The 16,825-nt window shown below is 71.4% G+C and carries 12 protein-coding genes and 3 tRNA genes; all 15 read left to right on the plus strand.

The annotated features are described in order from the left end of the window. Window positions 1-251: 251 nt before the first annotated feature. The 15 genes from ACI781_RS03200 (at window position 252) to ACI781_RS03270 (ending at window position 16,764) form a co-directional block, all read left to right on the plus strand. Window positions 252-2,735 (plus strand): putative bifunctional diguanylate cyclase/phosphodiesterase, encoded by a 2,484-nt coding sequence (locus tag ACI781_RS03200; protein WP_456564633.1) that lies wholly within the window; start codon window positions 252-254, stop codon window positions 2,733-2,735. Window positions 2,736-2,797: 62 nt separating this feature from the next. Next, window positions 2,798-2,870, plus strand: a tRNA-Thr gene (locus ACI781_RS03205). A 53-nt stretch (window positions 2,871-2,923) separates the two neighbouring features. Beyond that, a tRNA-Met gene (locus ACI781_RS03210) sits at window positions 2,924-2,997 on the plus strand. Between the two features lie 97 nt (window positions 2,998-3,094). After that, window positions 3,095-3,259: a 50S ribosomal protein L33 gene (gene rpmG, locus ACI781_RS03215; protein WP_091941123.1), complete on the plus strand. Its 165-nt coding sequence runs from the start codon at window positions 3,095-3,097 to the stop codon at window positions 3,257-3,259. A gap of 39 nt (window positions 3,260-3,298) precedes the next feature. Next, a complete protein-coding gene (locus ACI781_RS03220; RefSeq protein WP_456564634.1) occupies window positions 3,299-3,745 on the plus strand; it encodes an FAS1-like dehydratase domain-containing protein in 447 nt (148 codons plus the stop codon). Then, on the plus strand, window positions 3,742-4,170 hold the full coding sequence (locus ACI781_RS03225; RefSeq protein ID WP_456564635.1) for a MaoC/PaaZ C-terminal domain-containing protein: 429 nt from the start codon (window positions 3,742-3,744) through the stop codon (window positions 4,168-4,170). The genes ACI781_RS03220 and ACI781_RS03225 overlap by 4 nt, the downstream gene beginning before the upstream one ends. A gap of 193 nt (window positions 4,171-4,363) precedes the next feature. After that, a tRNA-Trp gene (locus ACI781_RS03230) sits at window positions 4,364-4,436 on the plus strand. A gap of 136 nt (window positions 4,437-4,572) precedes the next feature. Then, window positions 4,573-5,115: a preprotein translocase subunit SecE gene (secE, locus tag ACI781_RS03235; protein WP_456564636.1), complete on the plus strand. Its 543-nt coding sequence runs from the start codon at window positions 4,573-4,575 to the stop codon at window positions 5,113-5,115. Window positions 5,116-5,157: 42 nt separating this feature from the next. After that, the gene (gene nusG / locus ACI781_RS03240) at window positions 5,158-6,036 is read left to right on the plus strand and encodes a transcription termination/antitermination protein NusG (protein ID WP_456564637.1); all 879 of its coding nucleotides are present in this window, start codon (window positions 5,158-5,160) and stop codon (window positions 6,034-6,036) included. Between the two features lie 98 nt (window positions 6,037-6,134). Beyond that, window positions 6,135-6,566, plus strand: coding sequence for a 50S ribosomal protein L11 (rplK, locus tag ACI781_RS03245; RefSeq protein WP_456564638.1), 432 nt, complete (start codon window positions 6,135-6,137; stop codon window positions 6,564-6,566). A 136-nt stretch (window positions 6,567-6,702) separates the two neighbouring features. Beyond that, window positions 6,703-7,422: a 50S ribosomal protein L1 gene (gene rplA / locus ACI781_RS03250; RefSeq protein ID WP_456564639.1), complete on the plus strand. Its 720-nt coding sequence runs from the start codon at window positions 6,703-6,705 to the stop codon at window positions 7,420-7,422. Between the two features lie 346 nt (window positions 7,423-7,768). Beyond that, on the plus strand, window positions 7,769-8,359 hold the full coding sequence (gene rplJ, locus ACI781_RS03255) for a 50S ribosomal protein L10 (RefSeq protein ID WP_456564640.1): 591 nt from the start codon (window positions 7,769-7,771) through the stop codon (window positions 8,357-8,359). A 17-nt stretch (window positions 8,360-8,376) separates the two neighbouring features. Then, the gene (gene rplL, locus ACI781_RS03260) at window positions 8,377-8,775 is read left to right on the plus strand and encodes a 50S ribosomal protein L7/L12 (protein WP_456564641.1); all 399 of its coding nucleotides are present in this window, start codon (window positions 8,377-8,379) and stop codon (window positions 8,773-8,775) included. A 487-nt stretch (window positions 8,776-9,262) separates the two neighbouring features. Beyond that, window positions 9,263-12,766, plus strand: coding sequence for a DNA-directed RNA polymerase subunit beta (rpoB, locus tag ACI781_RS03265; protein WP_456564642.1), 3,504 nt, complete (start codon window positions 9,263-9,265; stop codon window positions 12,764-12,766). A 92-nt stretch (window positions 12,767-12,858) separates the two neighbouring features. Continuing rightward, window positions 12,859-16,764, plus strand: a complete 3,906-nt coding sequence (locus ACI781_RS03270) for a DNA-directed RNA polymerase subunit beta' (RefSeq protein ID WP_456564643.1) — start codon at window positions 12,859-12,861, stop codon at window positions 16,762-16,764. Window positions 16,765-16,825 lie beyond the last annotated feature (61 nt).

The following is a 16,825-nucleotide window of genomic DNA, read 5'->3' on the forward strand; positions in this document are numbered from 1 at the left end:
GGGTCGCGGGACGACGTGGGGCCGCGGCACGACCTGGGGTCGCGGGACCACCTGGGGGCGCTGAACCCGGACACGACTGACCGGAGGGGTCGGACCGTCTCTGGCGGTCTGACCCCTCCGGGTCATGTGCAATTCCTCGCTGGCGTCACTCGCTGTAGCCTCAGCGCCGCTCTGTCCCTCCTAGCGAGTCGGGTGACGTGACCAGTTCCGGGACTGCGCGGGTGGGACTCCGGAGGCCCCTGCCCCTGCCTGTGATCGCCGTCGTCGGCGTCGCAGTGGCGCTGGTCCTCGCCGTGCTGGTCTTCCCGTCCGCGCCGGCGCGCTTCGAGTGGCTGCCCCTGCTGGTGGTCGCAGCCGCCTTCGCCGTCACGGAGAGCGTGCAGCTCCGGTTCGACTTCCGGCAGCAGACCGTCCGCTGGTCGGTGACCGAGCTCGGGCTCACCATCGGGCTGGTCCACCTGGGCGGGCTGTGGATCGCGGTCGCGCGGGTGCTGGCGCTGGCCGTCACCTTCCTCGCCCGGCCCTACTCACCCGCCAAGGCCTGCTACAACGGCGCGGTCGCCGTGGCAGAGGCTGCCGTCTCCGTGGCGGTCGTCCAGGCGTTCCCCAGCTCGTCGTTGAGTGACCCGCGGTCCTGGGCGGCCCTGGTCGTCGCTGTGCTCGCCGCCGACCTGGCCAGCGCCGCGATGGTCGCACTGGCCATCCGTCTGTCGGGTGGCAGTCCGGGGCGCGAGTACTGGAGCGAGCAGCTGGTCCCGATCGTCGCGGTCGGTCCGTTCGCCGTCTCGGTCGCCGTCGTGACCATGCTGCTGCTGCCGCTCACGGCATGGGCCGCCGTCCTGATGCTGCCGGTGACCGCCGCGGTCGTGCTGCTCTTCCGCCGGTTCGCGGCGGTGTCCCGGGAGCGGCGGACCGTCGAGCAGGTCTACGACTTCGCCCGCCGCGTGGAGGCGCTCAGCCCCGACGACGAGGGCGTGCGCGAGATGGTCGCCGCGGTCCGGGAGCTGCTCAACGCCGAGCGCGTGGCCCTCTGGCTGCCGCCCTACCTGGACCAGGAGCCGCGACTCATCGTCGACACCGAGGACGGCGCCGCCTGGTACGAGGGGCCCGGCGACTCGGAGGACCTGGTCCGCCGGCGTGCCCTGGACCCGCGCTCGTCCGGGGCCGTGCTCGTCTCGGGCGCCCGCGCCGACGACGAGGAGCGGGCGGCCCTCGCGCGCCGCTGTGCGCACGAGGTGCTGGGCGCACCCATCGCGACCGCCGCGGGGGAGCCCGGGTACCTCGAGGTCTGCGACCGGCGCAGCGACCTGGTCACCTTCGCCGACGGCGAGCGCGCCGCCCTGGACTCGATGCTCACGCACGTCAACGCGGCCATCCGGCAGCAGCAGCTGCTGATCCAGATCCGCTACGACGCCGACCACGACCGGCTGACCGGCCTGCCCAACCGGCAGCGGCTGGTCACCGAGATCGACGAGCTCCTCGGCGCCGACCAGGTCACCGCCCGCGCCGGGCTGATCCTGGCCTCGCTGGACAACCACACCGAGATCGTCGACACGCTCGGGCACGCGGCCAGCGACGAGCTGCTGCTGGTCACCGCCGGCCTGCTGCGCGAGCACGCCCCCGCGCAGGCGGTGCTGGCCCGGATGGAGGGCGAGCAGTTCGCCGTCCTGCTGCCCGGGCTGTCGCTGGCCGCCACCGAGCGGGCCGCGCGGCGGCTGCGGGAGGCCACCTCGACCCGGGCCCGCGTCGCCGGCCTGGACCTCGAGGTCTCCCTCACCATCGGCGTCGCCGCGGCCCCCGTGCACGGCACCGACTCCGGCACCCTGATGCAGCGGGCCGACGTCGCGCTGCTGGCCGCGGCCGCGGGCGGCGGTGTCGCCAGCTACCACCCGGTGCTGGACCAGCAGAGCCTGCGCCGCCTCCAGCTGGGCACCGAGCTCGAGCAGGCGATGGCCGAGGGGCAGATCAGCGTCGTCTTCCAGCCGATCATCGACGCGCGGACGTCGGACATCGTCAGCGTGGAGACCCTCGTGCGCTGGGCGCACCCGCGCTACGGCGCCGTGGCCCCGGACGAGTTCATCCACCTGGCCGAGCAGATCGGCCGCATCGGGCCGCTCACCGACCACGTGCTCGACCTCGCGCTCGCCCGCTGCCGCAAGTGGCTGGACCAGGACATCTCGCTGTCGGTCTCGGTCAACCTCTCCGCGCGCTGCCTGGCCGAGCCCGACCTCGTGGAGCGGGTGTCCCGCGCGCTGCGCCGGCACGGCGTGCCGGGGGAGCTGCTGATCCTGGAGCTGACCGAGGGCAGCGTCGTCGACGACTCGGTGCGCAGCAGCACCGTGCTCGCCGACCTGCACGCACTCGGCCTGCGGCTGTCCATGGACGACTTCGGCACCGGGTACTCGTCGCTGTCGCAGCTGCGCCAGCTCCCCATCGACGAGGTCAAGATCGACAAGTCCTTCGTGCTGGGCATGTCCACCAGCCAGGGCGAGTCGTTCATCGCCCGGTCGATCATCGAGCTGGCGCACAACCTGGGCCTGCGGGTGGTCGCCGAGGGCGTGGAGGACGAGCTGACGCGCAACGCCCTCGCCGAGATGGGCTGCGACAAGCTGCAGGGCTTCCTCGTCAGCCGCCCGCTGCCCGACGACCGCCTGGAGAGCTGGCTGCTCGCCCGGGCCGGTGTCCGCTCGGCCGCGCCCGGCGCGACGCACCGGCGGCTGTTCGTCCGCACCTAGGTGGACCCCCGCCGACGGGGTGCCGACGGCGTCGGGTACAGTTCACGACGGCTCCGGCCACCGCCCCTTTAGCTCAGTCGGCAGAGCGTCTCCATGGTAAGGAGAAGGTCTACGGTTCGATTCCGTAAAGGGGCTCGTAGCAAGCAGTGACCCCGGCCCGGTCGCGAGACCGGGCCGCAGGTCATCCCGGCGGTGTAGCTCAGCCTGGTAGAGCAAGCGGCTCATAATCGCTGTGTCACCGGTTCAAGTCCGGTCACCGCTACTCCTGACGGACCCCGGTCGCCGGGGTCCGTCGTCGTGTGGGCGCCCCGCCCGCACCCGGGCCCCCGGGCCCGCCCGACAAGGCTGGGAGAGCACCCATGGCAGCCACCGACGTCCGTCCGAAGATCACCCTGGCCTGCCAGGAGTGCAAGAACCGGAACTACATCACCCGCAAGAACCGGCGCAACGACCCCGACCGGCTCGAGCTGAAGAAGTACTGCCCGCACGACCGCAAGCACACCGTGCACCGCGAGACCCGCTGACGCGGTAGCCCGCGAGGAACGCCGGAGAGGGCGGGGAGCATGACGCTGGACGCAGGACTGGTCGGGCGCAGCTACCCGCCCTCTGCCGTGTACGAGGTCGGCCGGGTGAAGATCGCCGAGTTCGCGGCGGCGCTCGGCTCGACCGACCCGGTGCACACCGACGTCGAGGCCGCCCGGGCCGCCGGCCACCCCGACGTGGTCGCCCCGCCGACGTTCGCGATCGCGCTGACCCTGTCCGCGGCCGGCGTCGTGGTCGAGGACCCGGACGTCGACCTGGACTACAGCCGCGTGGTGCACGGCGAGCAGCGCTTCGTCCACCACCGGCCGATCCGCGCCGGGGACCGCCTGGTCGCCACCCCGACCATCGAGGCGGTGCGCAGCATCGGTGGCAACGACCTGCTGACGACCCGGGTCGACGTCGCCACCGAGGACGGCGAGCCGGTGTGCTCGGCCACCTCGATGCTCGTGGCCCGGGGCGCCGCGTGAGCGCCCGCGTCCGCGCCGCGGACGTGGCGGTCGGCGCCGAGCTGCCCGAGCGCGTGTTCCCCGTGACGCGGGCCGACCTCGTCCGCTACGCGGGTGCCTCCGGGGACCTCAACCCCATCCACTGGAGCGACCGGGTGGCCACCTCGGTGGGCCTGCCCGGCGTCATCGCGCACGGGATGCTGACGATGGGCCTGGCGGGCCGGGCCGTGGCCGACTGGGCCGGCGACCCGGCCGCGCTGGTGGAGTACCAGGTGCGCTTCGGTCGTCCCGTGGTCGTGCCGGACGACGACACGGGCGCGGAGGTCACCGTCCGCGGCCGCGTCGCGGCCGTCCTCGACGAGCAGCGGGTCCGCGTCGACCTGACCGTCACCAGCGCCGGCGAGAAGGTCCTGTCGCTCGCGCGGGCCGTCGTCCGGCTGGCCTGACCGCGGTCGCGCGGCGGCCCTCCGGGCGGCCGTCGCCGGGCCGTTGGTCCGGCACCAGGACGGTCTGGGTACACTAGGTGTCCTGGGGTGTTCGACCCCGCCACCGGCGTGCCCCGGATCCCCTCGGGGAGACGGTGCCCGCGCGAGGCGAGGCGTCCCCCGGGCCCAGCTCAGGGCAGCAGTCCCGGGCACTAGGGGTGTAGCTCAATTGGCAGAGCAGCGGTCTCCAAAACCGCAGGCTGCAGGTTCAAGTCCTGTCACCCCTGCCCGTGCCGCCGGAGACCTCACCGGCGACCAGCACGCACAGCACCACGGACACGGCAGCACCGCCGAGGAACCAGCACCACCCCGCCGGCCACGACCCAGCGGCCGGGCCACCGACGACCAGGGCAGCGAGGCGCAGTGAGCGACGAGAAGCGCGGACGCGAGGACGACTCCCGCTCCGTCTCCGACGCGACCGACGAGCAGCTCGACCGCGAGGCCCCCGGGGTGGACGACGCCGCCGAGCTGGAGGCCGCCGAGGACGCCGTGGCCGAGGAGGCGGAGTCCGCCGAGGACAAGGTCGTCCCCCGCTCCGCGCGTCGCCGCGGCGGCCGGATCACCGCCGGCGACGAGGACGACGAGGACGAGCCGGCCGCCCCGCGGTCCCGCCGTCCCGCCCGCGAGCGAGGCGCGAGCCGGCCCTCCGGGCGTGCCGCCGAGGGCCAGGGCACCCGCTCCCGGGCGGCCGCCGAGCGGGCCCGCGCCGCCGAGACCCGGCAGCGGCGCAGCCTGCGGCGCTTCCTCCGCGAGGTCGTCGCCGAGCTCCGCAAGGTCATCTGGCCGGGGCGCCGTGAGCTGATCACCTACACGACCGTCGTCATCGTCTTCGTGACCTTCATCGTCGCGCTGGTCGCCGGCCTGGACCTCCTCTTCGCGCAGGGCGTGCTCGCCGTCTTCGGCTGACCGACCCCGCCCGCCGCACACGACGCAAAGGAAGCAACCTCCGTGACCGACCCCCGCGAGCCCTTCGAGACCGACAGCGCCGTCCCCTCCATCGACCTCGACGACGCCCGCGTCGACGAGTTCGGCAGCGTCGACCTCGAGACCGGCGCCGGGGAGACCGGTGCGGCCGAGGGCAGCACCGACACCGCCGACCAGGACACCGCCACCGCCGTGGCCGACGAGGTGCCCGACGTCGAGAGCGGCGACCCCGACACGCTGGCGTCGGACCCGCTGGTCGCGCCGGCCGCCGACGACGCCCCGGAGGACGCCGACCCGGTCGAGGCGCTGCGCAACCGGCTGAAGAGCCAGTTCGGCGACTGGTACGTCATCCACTCCTACGCCGGCTACGAGAACAAGGTGAAGACCAACCTCGAGTCGCGCATCCAGTCCCTGGACATGGAGGACTACATCTTCCAGATCGAGGTGCCCACCGAGGAGGTCACCGAGATCAAGAACGGCAAGCGGACGCAGGTCAACCGCAAGAAGCTGCCGGGCTACCTCCTGGTGCGCATGGACCTCAACGACGAGTCGTGGGGCGCGGTGCGCAACACCCCGGGCGTCACCGGCTTCGTCGGGGCCACCTCGCGCCCGTCGCCGCTGTCGATCGACGAGGTCGTCACGCTCCTGGCCCCGCCGGCCGTGCCGGTCGCGGCCAAGGCCGCCGAGCCGGGCGTCTCCGGTGGTACCGCGGTCGCGGCGCCCACCACGGTCGTGGACTTCGAGGTCGGCGAGTCGGTCACCGTCATGGACGGCCCGTTCGCCACCCTCCCGGCCACCATCAACGAGATCAACGCCGAGCAGCAGAAGCTGCAGGTGCTGGTGTCGATCTTCGGGCGCGAGACGCCCGTCGAGCTGTCGTTCACCCAGGTCAGCAAGATCTAGGACCCCCTCGCCCCCCGCACCTCGCACGCTCGGCGCGGGCCCCTGCGAGGGGGCCTTCCAGCCAAGACCAGGCACGTATCCCACGAAGAAGGAATGGAATGCCCCCCAGGAAGCGGTTGACCGCGGTCATCAAGCTCCAGATCAACGCCGGTGCGGCCACCCCCGCCCCGCCCGTGGGTCCGGCGCTCGGCCAGCACGGCGTCAACATCATGGAGTTCTGCAAGGCGTACAACGCCGCGACGGAGTCGCAGCGCGGCAACGTCATCCCGGTCGAGATCTCGGTCTTCGAGGACCGCTCGTTCACCTTCGTCACCAAGACCCCGCCGGCCGCGCGCATGCTGCTCAAGGCCGCCGGTGTCGAGAAGGGGTCCGGCGAGCCGCACAAGACCAAGGTCGCCACCGTCACCCGTGACCAGGTCCGCGAGATCGCGCAGACCAAGATGCAGGACCTCAACGCCAACTCGCTCGACGAGGCGGAGAAGATCATCGCCGGCACCGCCCGGTCGATGGGCATCACCGTCCAGGGCTGAGCCCCGGGCCGCCCCGACCGGCGGCCGCACGCACCACCCGGTGCCCACACGGGCACCGGCAGCACCCGTGGGAGGGCCGGCCAGGCCCGCGCACCACGAGACTCCCGCGCCGCGGCGCGGGGGAGAGGACACCACCATGGCCAAGCACGGCAAGAAGTACCGCGAGGCGGCCGCCAAGGTCGACCGGGACGCCCTGTACAGCCCGCTGCAGGCGGCGGGTCTGGCGAAGGAGACCTCGCCGACCGCCTACGACGCCACCGTCGAGGTGGCCATGCGCCTGGGCGTCGACCCGCGCAAGGCCGACCAGATGGTGCGCGGCACCGTCAACCTGCCCCACGGCACCGGCAAGACCGCCCGCGTCATCGTCTTCGCGACCGGCGACAAGGCCGCCGAGGCCGAGGCCGCCGGCGCCGACGTCGTCGGCTCGGACGACCTGATCGAGCGCATCCAGGGCGGTTTCCTGGACTTCGACGCGGCGATCGCCACCCCCGACCAGATGGCCAAGGTCGGCCGCATCGCGCGCATCCTCGGTCCCCGCGGCCTGATGCCGAACCCGAAGACCGGCACCGTGACCCCCGACGTCACCAAGGCCGTCAACGACATCAAGGGCGGGAAGATCAACTTCCGCGTCGACAAGCAGGCCAACCTGCACCTGGTGATCGGCAAGGCGTCCTTCGACGAGGCCAAGCTGGTCGAGAACTACGCCGCCGCGCTCGACGAGGTGCTGCGTGCCAAGCCCGCCGCCGCCAAGGGTCGGTACCTGAAGAAGGTCACCATCTCGACCACCATGGGCCCCGGCATCCCGGTCGACCCGAACCGGACGCGCAACCTCACGGTGGACGAGCCCACCGCCTGACGCGCCGCCACCGTCCCCGCCGGGACGGCCGGCACCCCGCAGGGCCCCGCAGCGCACCGCGCCGCGGGGCCCTGCTGCGTCCCGAGGGGTGGGCGCCGCCCCCCGCCGCGGATGCCGTACAGTGGTCGCCGTTCCCCCCACGACCGCTGGTCGTCGCACGTCCGCGTGCGATCGAAGGTCCCGGATCACCCGGGCGGCCCGCGCAGGAGGACGGTTCGATCGCGGGGCGCTCGCCGCTCCCGCCCTCGCCCCGTGCGCCTGCGCCGGGGCGTTCCTCGTCTCCGGGCCCCGATCGCCCGTCGTCGTGCACCGTCCGGTGGTCACCCGACAGACGAGAGGAGGCCCCGTGCCCACGCAGGCCAAGGCCGTGGTGATCGACGAGATCACCGAGCGGTTCCAGAAGTCCAGCGCGGCAGTGCTCACCGAGTACCGCGGGCTCACCGTGGCGCAGCTGACCCAGCTGCGTCGTTCCCTCGGTGCGGGCAGCAGCTACGCCGTCGTCAAGAACACCCTGACGAAGCGGGCGGCGGACTCGGTCGGGCACACCGACCTGGGCCCGCTGCTGAACGGCCCGACGGCCATCGCCTTCATCGAGGGCGACGTCGTCGAGGCCGCCAAGGCCATCCGTGACTTCGCGCGCGCCAACCCGCTGCTCGTCGTCAAGGGCGGCGTGGTTGAGGGCCGCACGGTCACGCCCGCCGAGGTCACCGCCCTCGCCGACGTCGAGCCGCGCGAGGTGCTCCTGGCCAAGCTGGCCGGCGCGATGAAGGGCAACCTGACCAAGGCCGCCGGCCTGTTCCAGGCCCCGCTGTCGCAGGTCGCCCGCCTGGCCGAGGCGCTCAAGGAGAAGAAGCCCGCCGAGGCTGCCGACTCCTCTGCTGCTGACACCACCCCCGACACCGCTGACGCCGCCGACGCCGCGGCCAGCGACGACTGACCCAGAAGGAGATCGACATGGCCAAGCTTTCCACCACCGAGCTGCTGGACGCGTTCAAGGAGATGACCCTCCTCGAGCTGTCCGACTTCGTGAAGCAGTTCGAGGAGACCTTCGAGGTCACCGCCGCTGCCCCCGTCGCCGTCGCGGCCGCCCCGGCCGCCGGTGGCGCCGGTGGCGACGGTGGCGCGGGCGCTGCCGAGGAGCAGGACGAGTTCGACGTCATCCTCGAGAACGCCGGTGACAAGAAGATCCAGGTCATCAAGGAGGTGCGCGGCCTGACCTCGCTCGGCCTCAAGGAGGCCAAGGACCTGGTCGACGGCGCGCCGAAGCCGGTCCTGGAGAAGGTCGCCAAGGACGCCGCCGAGAAGGCCAAGGCCGCTCTCGAGGGCGCCGGCGCCACCGTCACCGTCAAGTGACCCCTCCCCGGCGACCCCGCGTCGCCGGGTAGCACCACCGCTGTACCGCAGAGGCCGTCCTCCCCCCGGGGAGGGCGGCCTCTGCCGCGTCCGGCGGCGGGCCGGCCGGGACGGCGACGGGTCCACCTCGCGGGGGCCGGCCCGGCGTGGCGACTGCCGGGACGCCCCGGGCCTGGCATCATCGACGCGGCACTCCCGCCCCTGGCGGAGCGTCGCTGGTCCTTCCCGGGGTGGTGTCGGTGATCACCGCCCCCGACGTGGACAGTGCGCTGGAGCAGGGGTAGGGTTCCCTGTTGCGCTGCCCCCTGACTGCTTGCCCGCCGAGACGGGTCACCTGGGGTGCCCGGGGGGCCTCTCCCGAGCACCCCGCCGACCGTTGGTGCTGGCCTCGCCGCAGGCCGGGTGCAGCCCCGCCGAAACCGACGACGACCCAGGACGAACCCGCACCGACCGCCCGCACGTCGTGAGGTCCTTGGAAGGACGCATCTTGGCAGGCTCCCGCCCCACCAGCATCTCCGCAGGCACCACCGAGTCACCCACCCCGCAGAGCACCACCCCGCAGTCCGGCCCCCGCACCGGCGAGGCCGACCAGCAGAAGATCCCGGGCGCGCCGCTCCGCGTCTCCTTCGCCAAGATCAGCGAGCCGCTCGAGGTGCCGGACCTCCTGGCCCTGCAGACCGCCTCGTTCGACTGGCTGATCGGCAGCCCCGAGTGGCGGGCCACCCTCTCGCCCGAGGAGCAGGCCGCGGCCGTCGGCGGTCTGGCCGAGATCCTCGAGGAGATCTCCCCGATCGAGGACTTCAGCGGTTCGATGTCGCTGTCCTTCTCCAACCCGCGCTTCGAGGACGTCAAGGCGTCCCTCGAGGAGTGCAAGGACAAGGACATGACCTACGCGGCGCCGCTGTTCGTCACCGCCGAGTTCATGAACAACACCACCGGCGAGATCAAGAGCCAGACGGTGTTCATGGGCGACTTCCCGATCATGACGAACAAGGGCACCTTCGTCATCAACGGGACCGAGCGCGTCGTCGTCTCGCAGCTCGTCCGCAGCCCCGGCGTCTACTTCGACAAGACCCTGGACAAGACGTCGGACAAGGACGTCTTCAGCGCCAAGGTCATCCCCAGCCGTGGTGCGTGGCTGGAGTTCGACGTCGACAAGCGCGACACCGTCGGCGTCCGCATCGACCGCAAGCGCCGCCAGCCGGTCACCGTCCTGCTCAAGGCCCTGGGCTGGACCGAGGACCGCATCCGCGAGCACTTCCAGTGGTCGCCCACGGTGCTGGCCACGCTCGAGAAGGACCACATCGCCGGCCAGGACGAGGCCCTGCTCGACATCTACCGCAAGCTGCGTCCGGGCGAGCCGCCGACGCGCGAGTCGGCCCAGGCGCTGCTGGAGAATCTCTTCTTCAACCCCAAGCGCTACGACCTGGCGAAGGTCGGCCGCTACAAGGTCAACAAGAAGCTGGGCGTCTCGGTGCCGCAGAGCACCAACACGCTGACCGAGGACGACATCGTCGCCACGATCGAGTACGTCGTCCGCCTGCACGCGGGCGACGCGGACCACGGCGTCGACGACATCGACCACTTCGGCAACCGTCGCCTGCGCACGGTCGGCGAGCTGATCCAGAACCAGATCCGGGTCGGCCTCTCCCGCATGGAGCGCGTCGTCCGCGAGCGGATGACGACCCAGGACGTCGAGGCGATCACGCCGCAGACCCTGATCAACATCCGGCCGGTCGTCGCCTCCATCAAGGAGTTCTTCGGCACCAGCCAGCTGTCCCAGTTCATGGACCAGACCAACCCGCTCGCGGGCCTGACCCACAAGCGCCGCCTGTCGGCGCTGGGTCCGGGTGGTCTGTCCCGCGAGCGGGCCGGCATGGAGGTCCGCGACGTGCACCCCAGCCACTACGGCCGGATGTGCCCGATCGAGACCCCGGAAGGCCCGAACATCGGCCTGATCGGCTCGTTGTCGTCCTTCGGCCGGGTCAACGCGTTCGGCTTCATCGAGACGCCGTACCGCCGCGTGGACAACGGCGTGGTCACCGACACGATCGACTACCTGACCGCCGACGAGGAGGACCGCTTCGTCGTCGCCCAGGCCAACTCGCCGCTGGACGCCCAGGGCCGGTTCGCCGAGGACCGCGTCCTGGTCCGCACCAAGGGCGGTGAGGTCGACTACCTGTCGCCCGAGAACGTCGACTACATGGACGTCTCGCCGCGGCAGATGACCTCGGTCGCGACGGCGATGATCCCGTTCCTCGAGCACGACGACGCCAACCGCGCGCTCATGGGCGCGAACATGCAGCGCCAGGCCGTCCCGCTGCTGCGCAGCGAGGCCCCGCTGGTCGGCACCGGCATGGAGCTGCGTGCCGCCGTCGACGCCGGTGACGTGGTCGTGGCCGAGAAGGCCGGCGTGGTCGAGGACTCCACCGCCGACTACGTGACCGTCATGGCCGACGACGGCACCCGGCAGACCTACCGGCTGCTGAAGTTCCGCCGCTCGAACCAGGGCACCTCGATCAACCAGACCCCCGTCGTCGACGAGGGGCAGCGGGTCGAGGTCGGCCAGGTCATCGCCGACGGCCCGTGCACCGACCAGGGCGAGATGGCGCTGGGCAAGAACCTGCTCGTCGCCTTCATGCCGTGGGAGGGCCACAACTACGAGGACGCGATCATCCTGTCGCAGCGCCTCGTGCAGGACGACGTCCTGTCCTCGATCCACATCGAGGAGTTCGAGGTCGACGCCCGCGACACCAAGCTCGGTGCCGAGGAGATCACCCGGGACATCCCGAACGTCTCCGAGGAGGTCCTCGCCGACCTCGACGAGCGCGGCATCATCCGCATCGGTGCCGAGGTCGTCCCCGGCGACATCCTCGTCGGCAAGGTCACGCCCAAGGGCGAGACCGAGCTGACCCCCGAGGAGCGGCTGCTGCGCGCGATCTTCGGTGAGAAGGCCCGCGAGGTCCGCGACACGTCGCTGAAGGTCAAGCACGGTGAGTCCGGCAAGGTCATCGGCGTCCGCGTGTTCTCCCGCGAGGACGGCGACGAGCTGCCCGCCGGCGTCAACGAGCTGATCCGGGTCTACGTCGCCCAGATGCGCAAGATCTCCGACGGCGACAAGCTCGCCGGGCGCCACGGCAACAAGGGCGTCATCGCGAAGATCCTGCCGCAGGAGGACATGCCCTTCCTCGAGGACGGCACCCCGGTCGACATCGTGCTCAACCCGCTGGGCGTGCCCGGCCGGATGAACGTCGGGCAGGTGCTGGAGACCCACCTCGGGTGGGTCGCGAAGTCCGGCTGGCAGGTCGAGGGCACCCCGGAGTGGGCGGCCAACCTGCCCGAGCGGGCGCGCTCGGCGGAGCCGGGCACCCGCACGGCGACGCCGGTGTTCGACGGCGCCAAGGAGGACGAGATCGTCGGCCTCCTCGAGTCGACGATCCCGAACCGGGACGGGCAGCGCATGGTCGCCCCCACCGGCAAGGCGCGGCTGTTCGACGGCCGGTCCGGCGAGCCCTTCCCCGAGCCGATCTCCGTGGGCTACGTCTACATCCTGAAGCTGCTGCACCTGGTCGACGACAAGATCCACGCCCGGTCGACCGGCCCCTACTCGATGATCACGCAGCAGCCGCTGGGTGGTAAGGCGCAGTTCGGTGGCCAGCGCTTCGGTGAGATGGAGTGCTGGGCGATGCAGGCCTACGGCGCGGCCTACGCGCTGCAGGAGCTGCTGACCATCAAGTCCGACGACATCCTCGGCCGCGTCAAGGTGTACGAGGCGATCGTCAAGGGCGAGAACATCCCCGAGCCGGGCATCCCGGAGTCGTTCAAGGTGTTGCTCAAGGAGCTCCAGTCGCTGTGCCTCAACGTCGAGGTGCTGTCCGGCGACGGGCAGGCGATCGAGCTGCGCGACACCGACGACGAGGTGTTCCGGGCCGCGGAGGAGCTGGGCATCGACCTGTCCCGCCGCGAGCCCTCCAGCGTCGAGGACGTCTGATCGGCCGCCGGCCGGCCCGTCGCCGCGGGCCGGCCGGCGCCCCTCGACCACAAGACAAACAGCAGTAACCGAGCCCCGGGAAAGGGGTCCCCTTGCTCGACGTCAACTTCTTCGACGAGTTGCGCATCGGCCTGGCCAGTGGCGACGACATCCGCCAGTGGTCGCACGGTGAGGTGAAGAAGCCCGAGACCATCAACTACCGGACGCTGCGCCCGGAGAAGGACGGTCTCTTCTGCGAGAAGATCTTCGGTCCCACGCGGGACTGGGAGTGCTACTGCGGCAAGTACAAGCGGGTCCGGTTCAAGGGCATCATCTGCGAGCGCTGCGGCGTCGAGGTGACCCGCGCCAAGGTGCGTCGTGAGCGGATGGGCCACATCGAGCTGGCCGCCCCGGTCACCCACATCTGGTTCTTCAAGGGCGTCCCGTCGCGCCTGGGCTACCTGCTCGACCTGGCGCCCAAGGACCTCGAGAAGATCATCTACTTCGCGGCCTACCTGATCACCTCGGTGGACGACGAGTCGCGCCACCGCGACCTGCCGACCATCGAGGCGGAGATCAGCGCCGAGAAGTCGAACCTGGAGAACCGCCGCGACTCCGACGTGGAGACCCGCCAGCAGAAGCTGGAGGCCGACCTCGCCGAGCTCGAGGCCGAGGGTGCCAAGTCCGATGTGCGCCGCAAGGTGCGCGAGGGCGGCGAGCGCGAGATGCGCCAGATCCGCGACCGCGCGCAGCGGGAGATCGACCGCCTCGAGGAGGTGCTCGACACCTTCCGCAAGCTCGAGGTGAAGCAGCTCATCGCCGACGAGGGCCTCTACCGCGAGCTGCGCGACCGCTTCGGTGAGTACTTCGAGGGCGGCATGGGCGCCGCGGCGCTGCAGAAGCTGCTCGCCGACTTCGACCTCGACGCCGAGGCCGCCTCGCTGCGCGACACCATCCGCAACGGCAAGGGGCAGCGCAAGCTGCGGGCCCTCAAGCGGCTCAAGGTCGTCGCGGCGTTCCAGCAGACCCGCAACTCGCCCATGGGCATGGTGCTGGACTGCGTCCCGGTCATCCCGCCGGACCTGCGCCCCATGGTGCAGCTCGACGGTGGCCGCTTCGCCACCAGCGACATGAACGACCTGTACCGCCGGGTCATCAACCGGAACAACCGGCTCAAGCGCCTGCTCGACCTCGGTGCGCCCGAGATCATCGTGAACAACGAGAAGCGGATGCTGCAGGAGTCCGTGGACGCGCTGTTCGACAACGGCCGTCGCGGCCGGCCGGTCACCGGCCCGGGCAACCGTCCCCTGAAGTCCCTGAGCGACCTGCTCAAGGGCAAGCAGGGCCGGTTCCGGCAGAACCTGCTCGGCAAGCGCGTCGACTACTCCGGCCGTTCGGTCATCGTCGTCGGCCCGCAGCTGAAGCTGCACCAGTGCGGTCTGCCCAAGCAGATGGCGCTGGAGCTGTTCAAGCCCTTCGTGATGAAGCGGCTGGTGGACCTCAACCACGCGCAGAACATCAAGTCCGCCAAGCGGATGGTGGAGCGCGCGCGGCCGGTCGTGTGGGACGTGCTCGAGGAGGTCATCACCGAGCACCCGGTGCTGCTCAACCGCGCGCCGACCCTGCACCGCCTGGGCATCCAGGCGTTCGAGCCGCAGCTGGTCGAGGGCAAGGCCATCCAGATCCACCCGCTCGTCTGCACCGCGTTCAACGCGGACTTCGACGGTGACCAGATGGCCGTGCACCTGCCGCTGTCGGCCGAGGCGCAGGCCGAGGCCCGCATCCTCATGCTGTCCAGCAACAACATCCTGAGCCCGGCCGACGGTCGCCCGATCACCGCGCCGACCCAGGACATGGTGCTGGGCCTGTACCACCTGACGACCCTGGTGGCCAGCGGCCAGGAGGCCGACGGCGGCCAGCCGGCGGCGTTCTCGTCGACGGCCGAGGCGATCATGGCCTACGACAAGGGCTCGCTGGGTCTGCAGGAGCGGGCCTGGATCCGCCTGGACGAGGTCTTCGGCGTCGACAACGGCCCGAAGAACCCGGGCTGGGAGCAGCCGGAGGACTGGACGCCGGGCGCCCCCGCGCGCGTGCTCACCAGCCTCGGCCGGGTGCTGTTCAACGAGGCCCTGCCCGAGGACTACCGCTTCGTCAACTACCAGGTGCCGAAGAAGGAGCTCGGGGCGATCGTCAACGACCTCGCCGAGCGCTACCCCAAGGTGCAGGTGGCGGCGACGCTGGACGCCCTCAAGTCGGCCGGTTTCCACTGGGCGACCCGCGCGGGCATCACGATCGCCATCGACGACGTCGTCACCCCGCCGGCGAAGCAGGCGATCCTGGACCGGCACGAGGAGGAGGCCCGCGGCGTCGAGCGCCAGTACGAGCGCGGACTCATCACCGACGCCGAGCGGCGTGGCGAGCTGATCGAGATCTGGACCCGCGCGCGGGCCGAGGTCAGTGAGGCGATGGTCGAGAACTTCCCGACCACCAACCCCGTCTGGGTCATGGTCAACTCGGGCGCCCGAGGCAACATGATGCAGATCAGCCAGATCGCCGGCATGCGTGGCCTGGTGGCCAACCCGAAGGGCGAGATCATCCCGCGGCCGATCAAGGCCAACTTCCGGGAGGGTCTGTCGGTGCTGGAGTACTTCATCTCCACGCACGGTGCCCGCAAGGGTCTGGCCGACACCGCGCTGCGCACCGCCGACTCCGGCTACCTCACCCGCCGGCTGGTCGACGTCTCCCAGGACGTCATCATCCGTGAGGAGGACTGCGGCACCGAGCGCGGCGTGATCATGCCCATCGGCACGGTCGTCGACGGCAAGGTGACGCGGGACGCGCACGTGGAGACCAGCGTGTACGCCCGCGCGCTGGCCGCCGACGTGGTGGCCGCGGACGGCACGCTCGTCGCCCAGGCCGGTGCGGACCTCGGTGACGTGCTCATCGCCGCCCTGGTCGACGCCGGCGTGCACGAGGTCAAGGTCCGCTGCGTGCTGACCTGCGAGTCGCTGCTGGGCACCTGCGCCACCTGCTACGGCCGCTCGCTGGCGACCGGCAAGCTGGTGGACGTCGGTGAGGCGGTCGGCATCATCGCCGCCCAGTCCATCGGCGAGCCCGGCACCCAGCTGACGATGCGCACCTTCCACACCGGTGGTGTCGCGGGTGAGGACATCACCCACGGTCTGCCGCGTGTCGTGGAGCTCTTCGAGGCCCGCGTCCCCAAGGGCAAGGCCCCGATCGCCGAGCTGGCCGGCACCGTCCGGATCGAGGACGGCGAGCAGTTCCGCAAGCTCACGATCACCCCGGACGACGGCTCCGACGAGGTCGTCATCGACAAGCTGTCGCGCCGGTCGCGGCTGCGGGTCGAGGACGGCGCCCACGTCGAGGTCGGCGAGCAGCTCACCGAGGGTGCGGTGGACCCGCACGAGGTGCTGCGGATCATGGGCCCGCGCGAGGTGCAGCTGCACCTGGTCCGCGAGGTCCAGGAGGTCTACCGCAGCCAGGGCGTGTCGATCCACGACAAGCACATCGAGGTGATCATCCGCCAGATGCTGAAGCGGGTGACCATCATCGACTCGGGCGCCACGGAGTTCCTGCCGGGCGCGCTGGTCGAGCGGACGCTGTTCGAGACCGAGAACCGTCGCGTCGTCGCCGAGGGCGGCGAGCCGGCCTCGGCCCGTCCGGTGCTCATGGGCATCACGAAGGCCTCGCTCGCCACCGAGTCGTGGCTGTCGGCCGCCTCCTTCCAGGAGACGACCAAGGTGCTCACCGACGCCGCCATCCAGGGCAAGAGCGACAGCCTGCTCGGCCTCAAGGAGAACGTGATCATCGGGAAGCTGATCCCGGCCGGTACGGGCATCAGCCGCTACCGGAACATCACGGTCGAGCCGACCGAGGAGGCCCGCGCCGCCGTCTACACGATGGCCGGGTACGACGACGGGCAGTACTACAGCCCCGACGTCTTCGGCTCCGGCACCGGCGAGGCCGTGCGCCTGGAGGAGTACGACTGGCGCGGGTGATGACACCCGGCTGAACGACGAGGGCCCCGCAGGTCATGACCTGCGGGGCCCTCGCGCGTCT

Source organism: Blastococcus sp. SYSU D00695, from assembly GCF_054050555.1.

Bases quoted from the DNA above. Each gene is read 5' to 3' on its own strand.
- rpmG (WP_091941123.1), top strand. From the start codon at position 3,095: ATGGCAGCCACCGACGTCCGTCCGAAGATCACCCTGGCCTGCCAGGAG.
- rplK (WP_456564638.1), top strand. From the start codon at position 6,135: ATGCCCCCCAGGAAGCGGTTGACCGCGGTCATCAAGCTCCAGATCAAC.
- ACI781_RS03220 (WP_456564634.1), top strand. From the start codon at position 3,299: ATGACGCTGGACGCAGGACTGGTCGGGCGCAGCTACCCGCCCTCTGCC.
- rplL (WP_456564641.1), top strand. From the start codon at position 8,377: ATGGCCAAGCTTTCCACCACCGAGCTGCTGGACGCGTTCAAGGAGATG.
- rplA (WP_456564639.1), top strand. From the start codon at position 6,703: ATGGCCAAGCACGGCAAGAAGTACCGCGAGGCGGCCGCCAAGGTCGAC.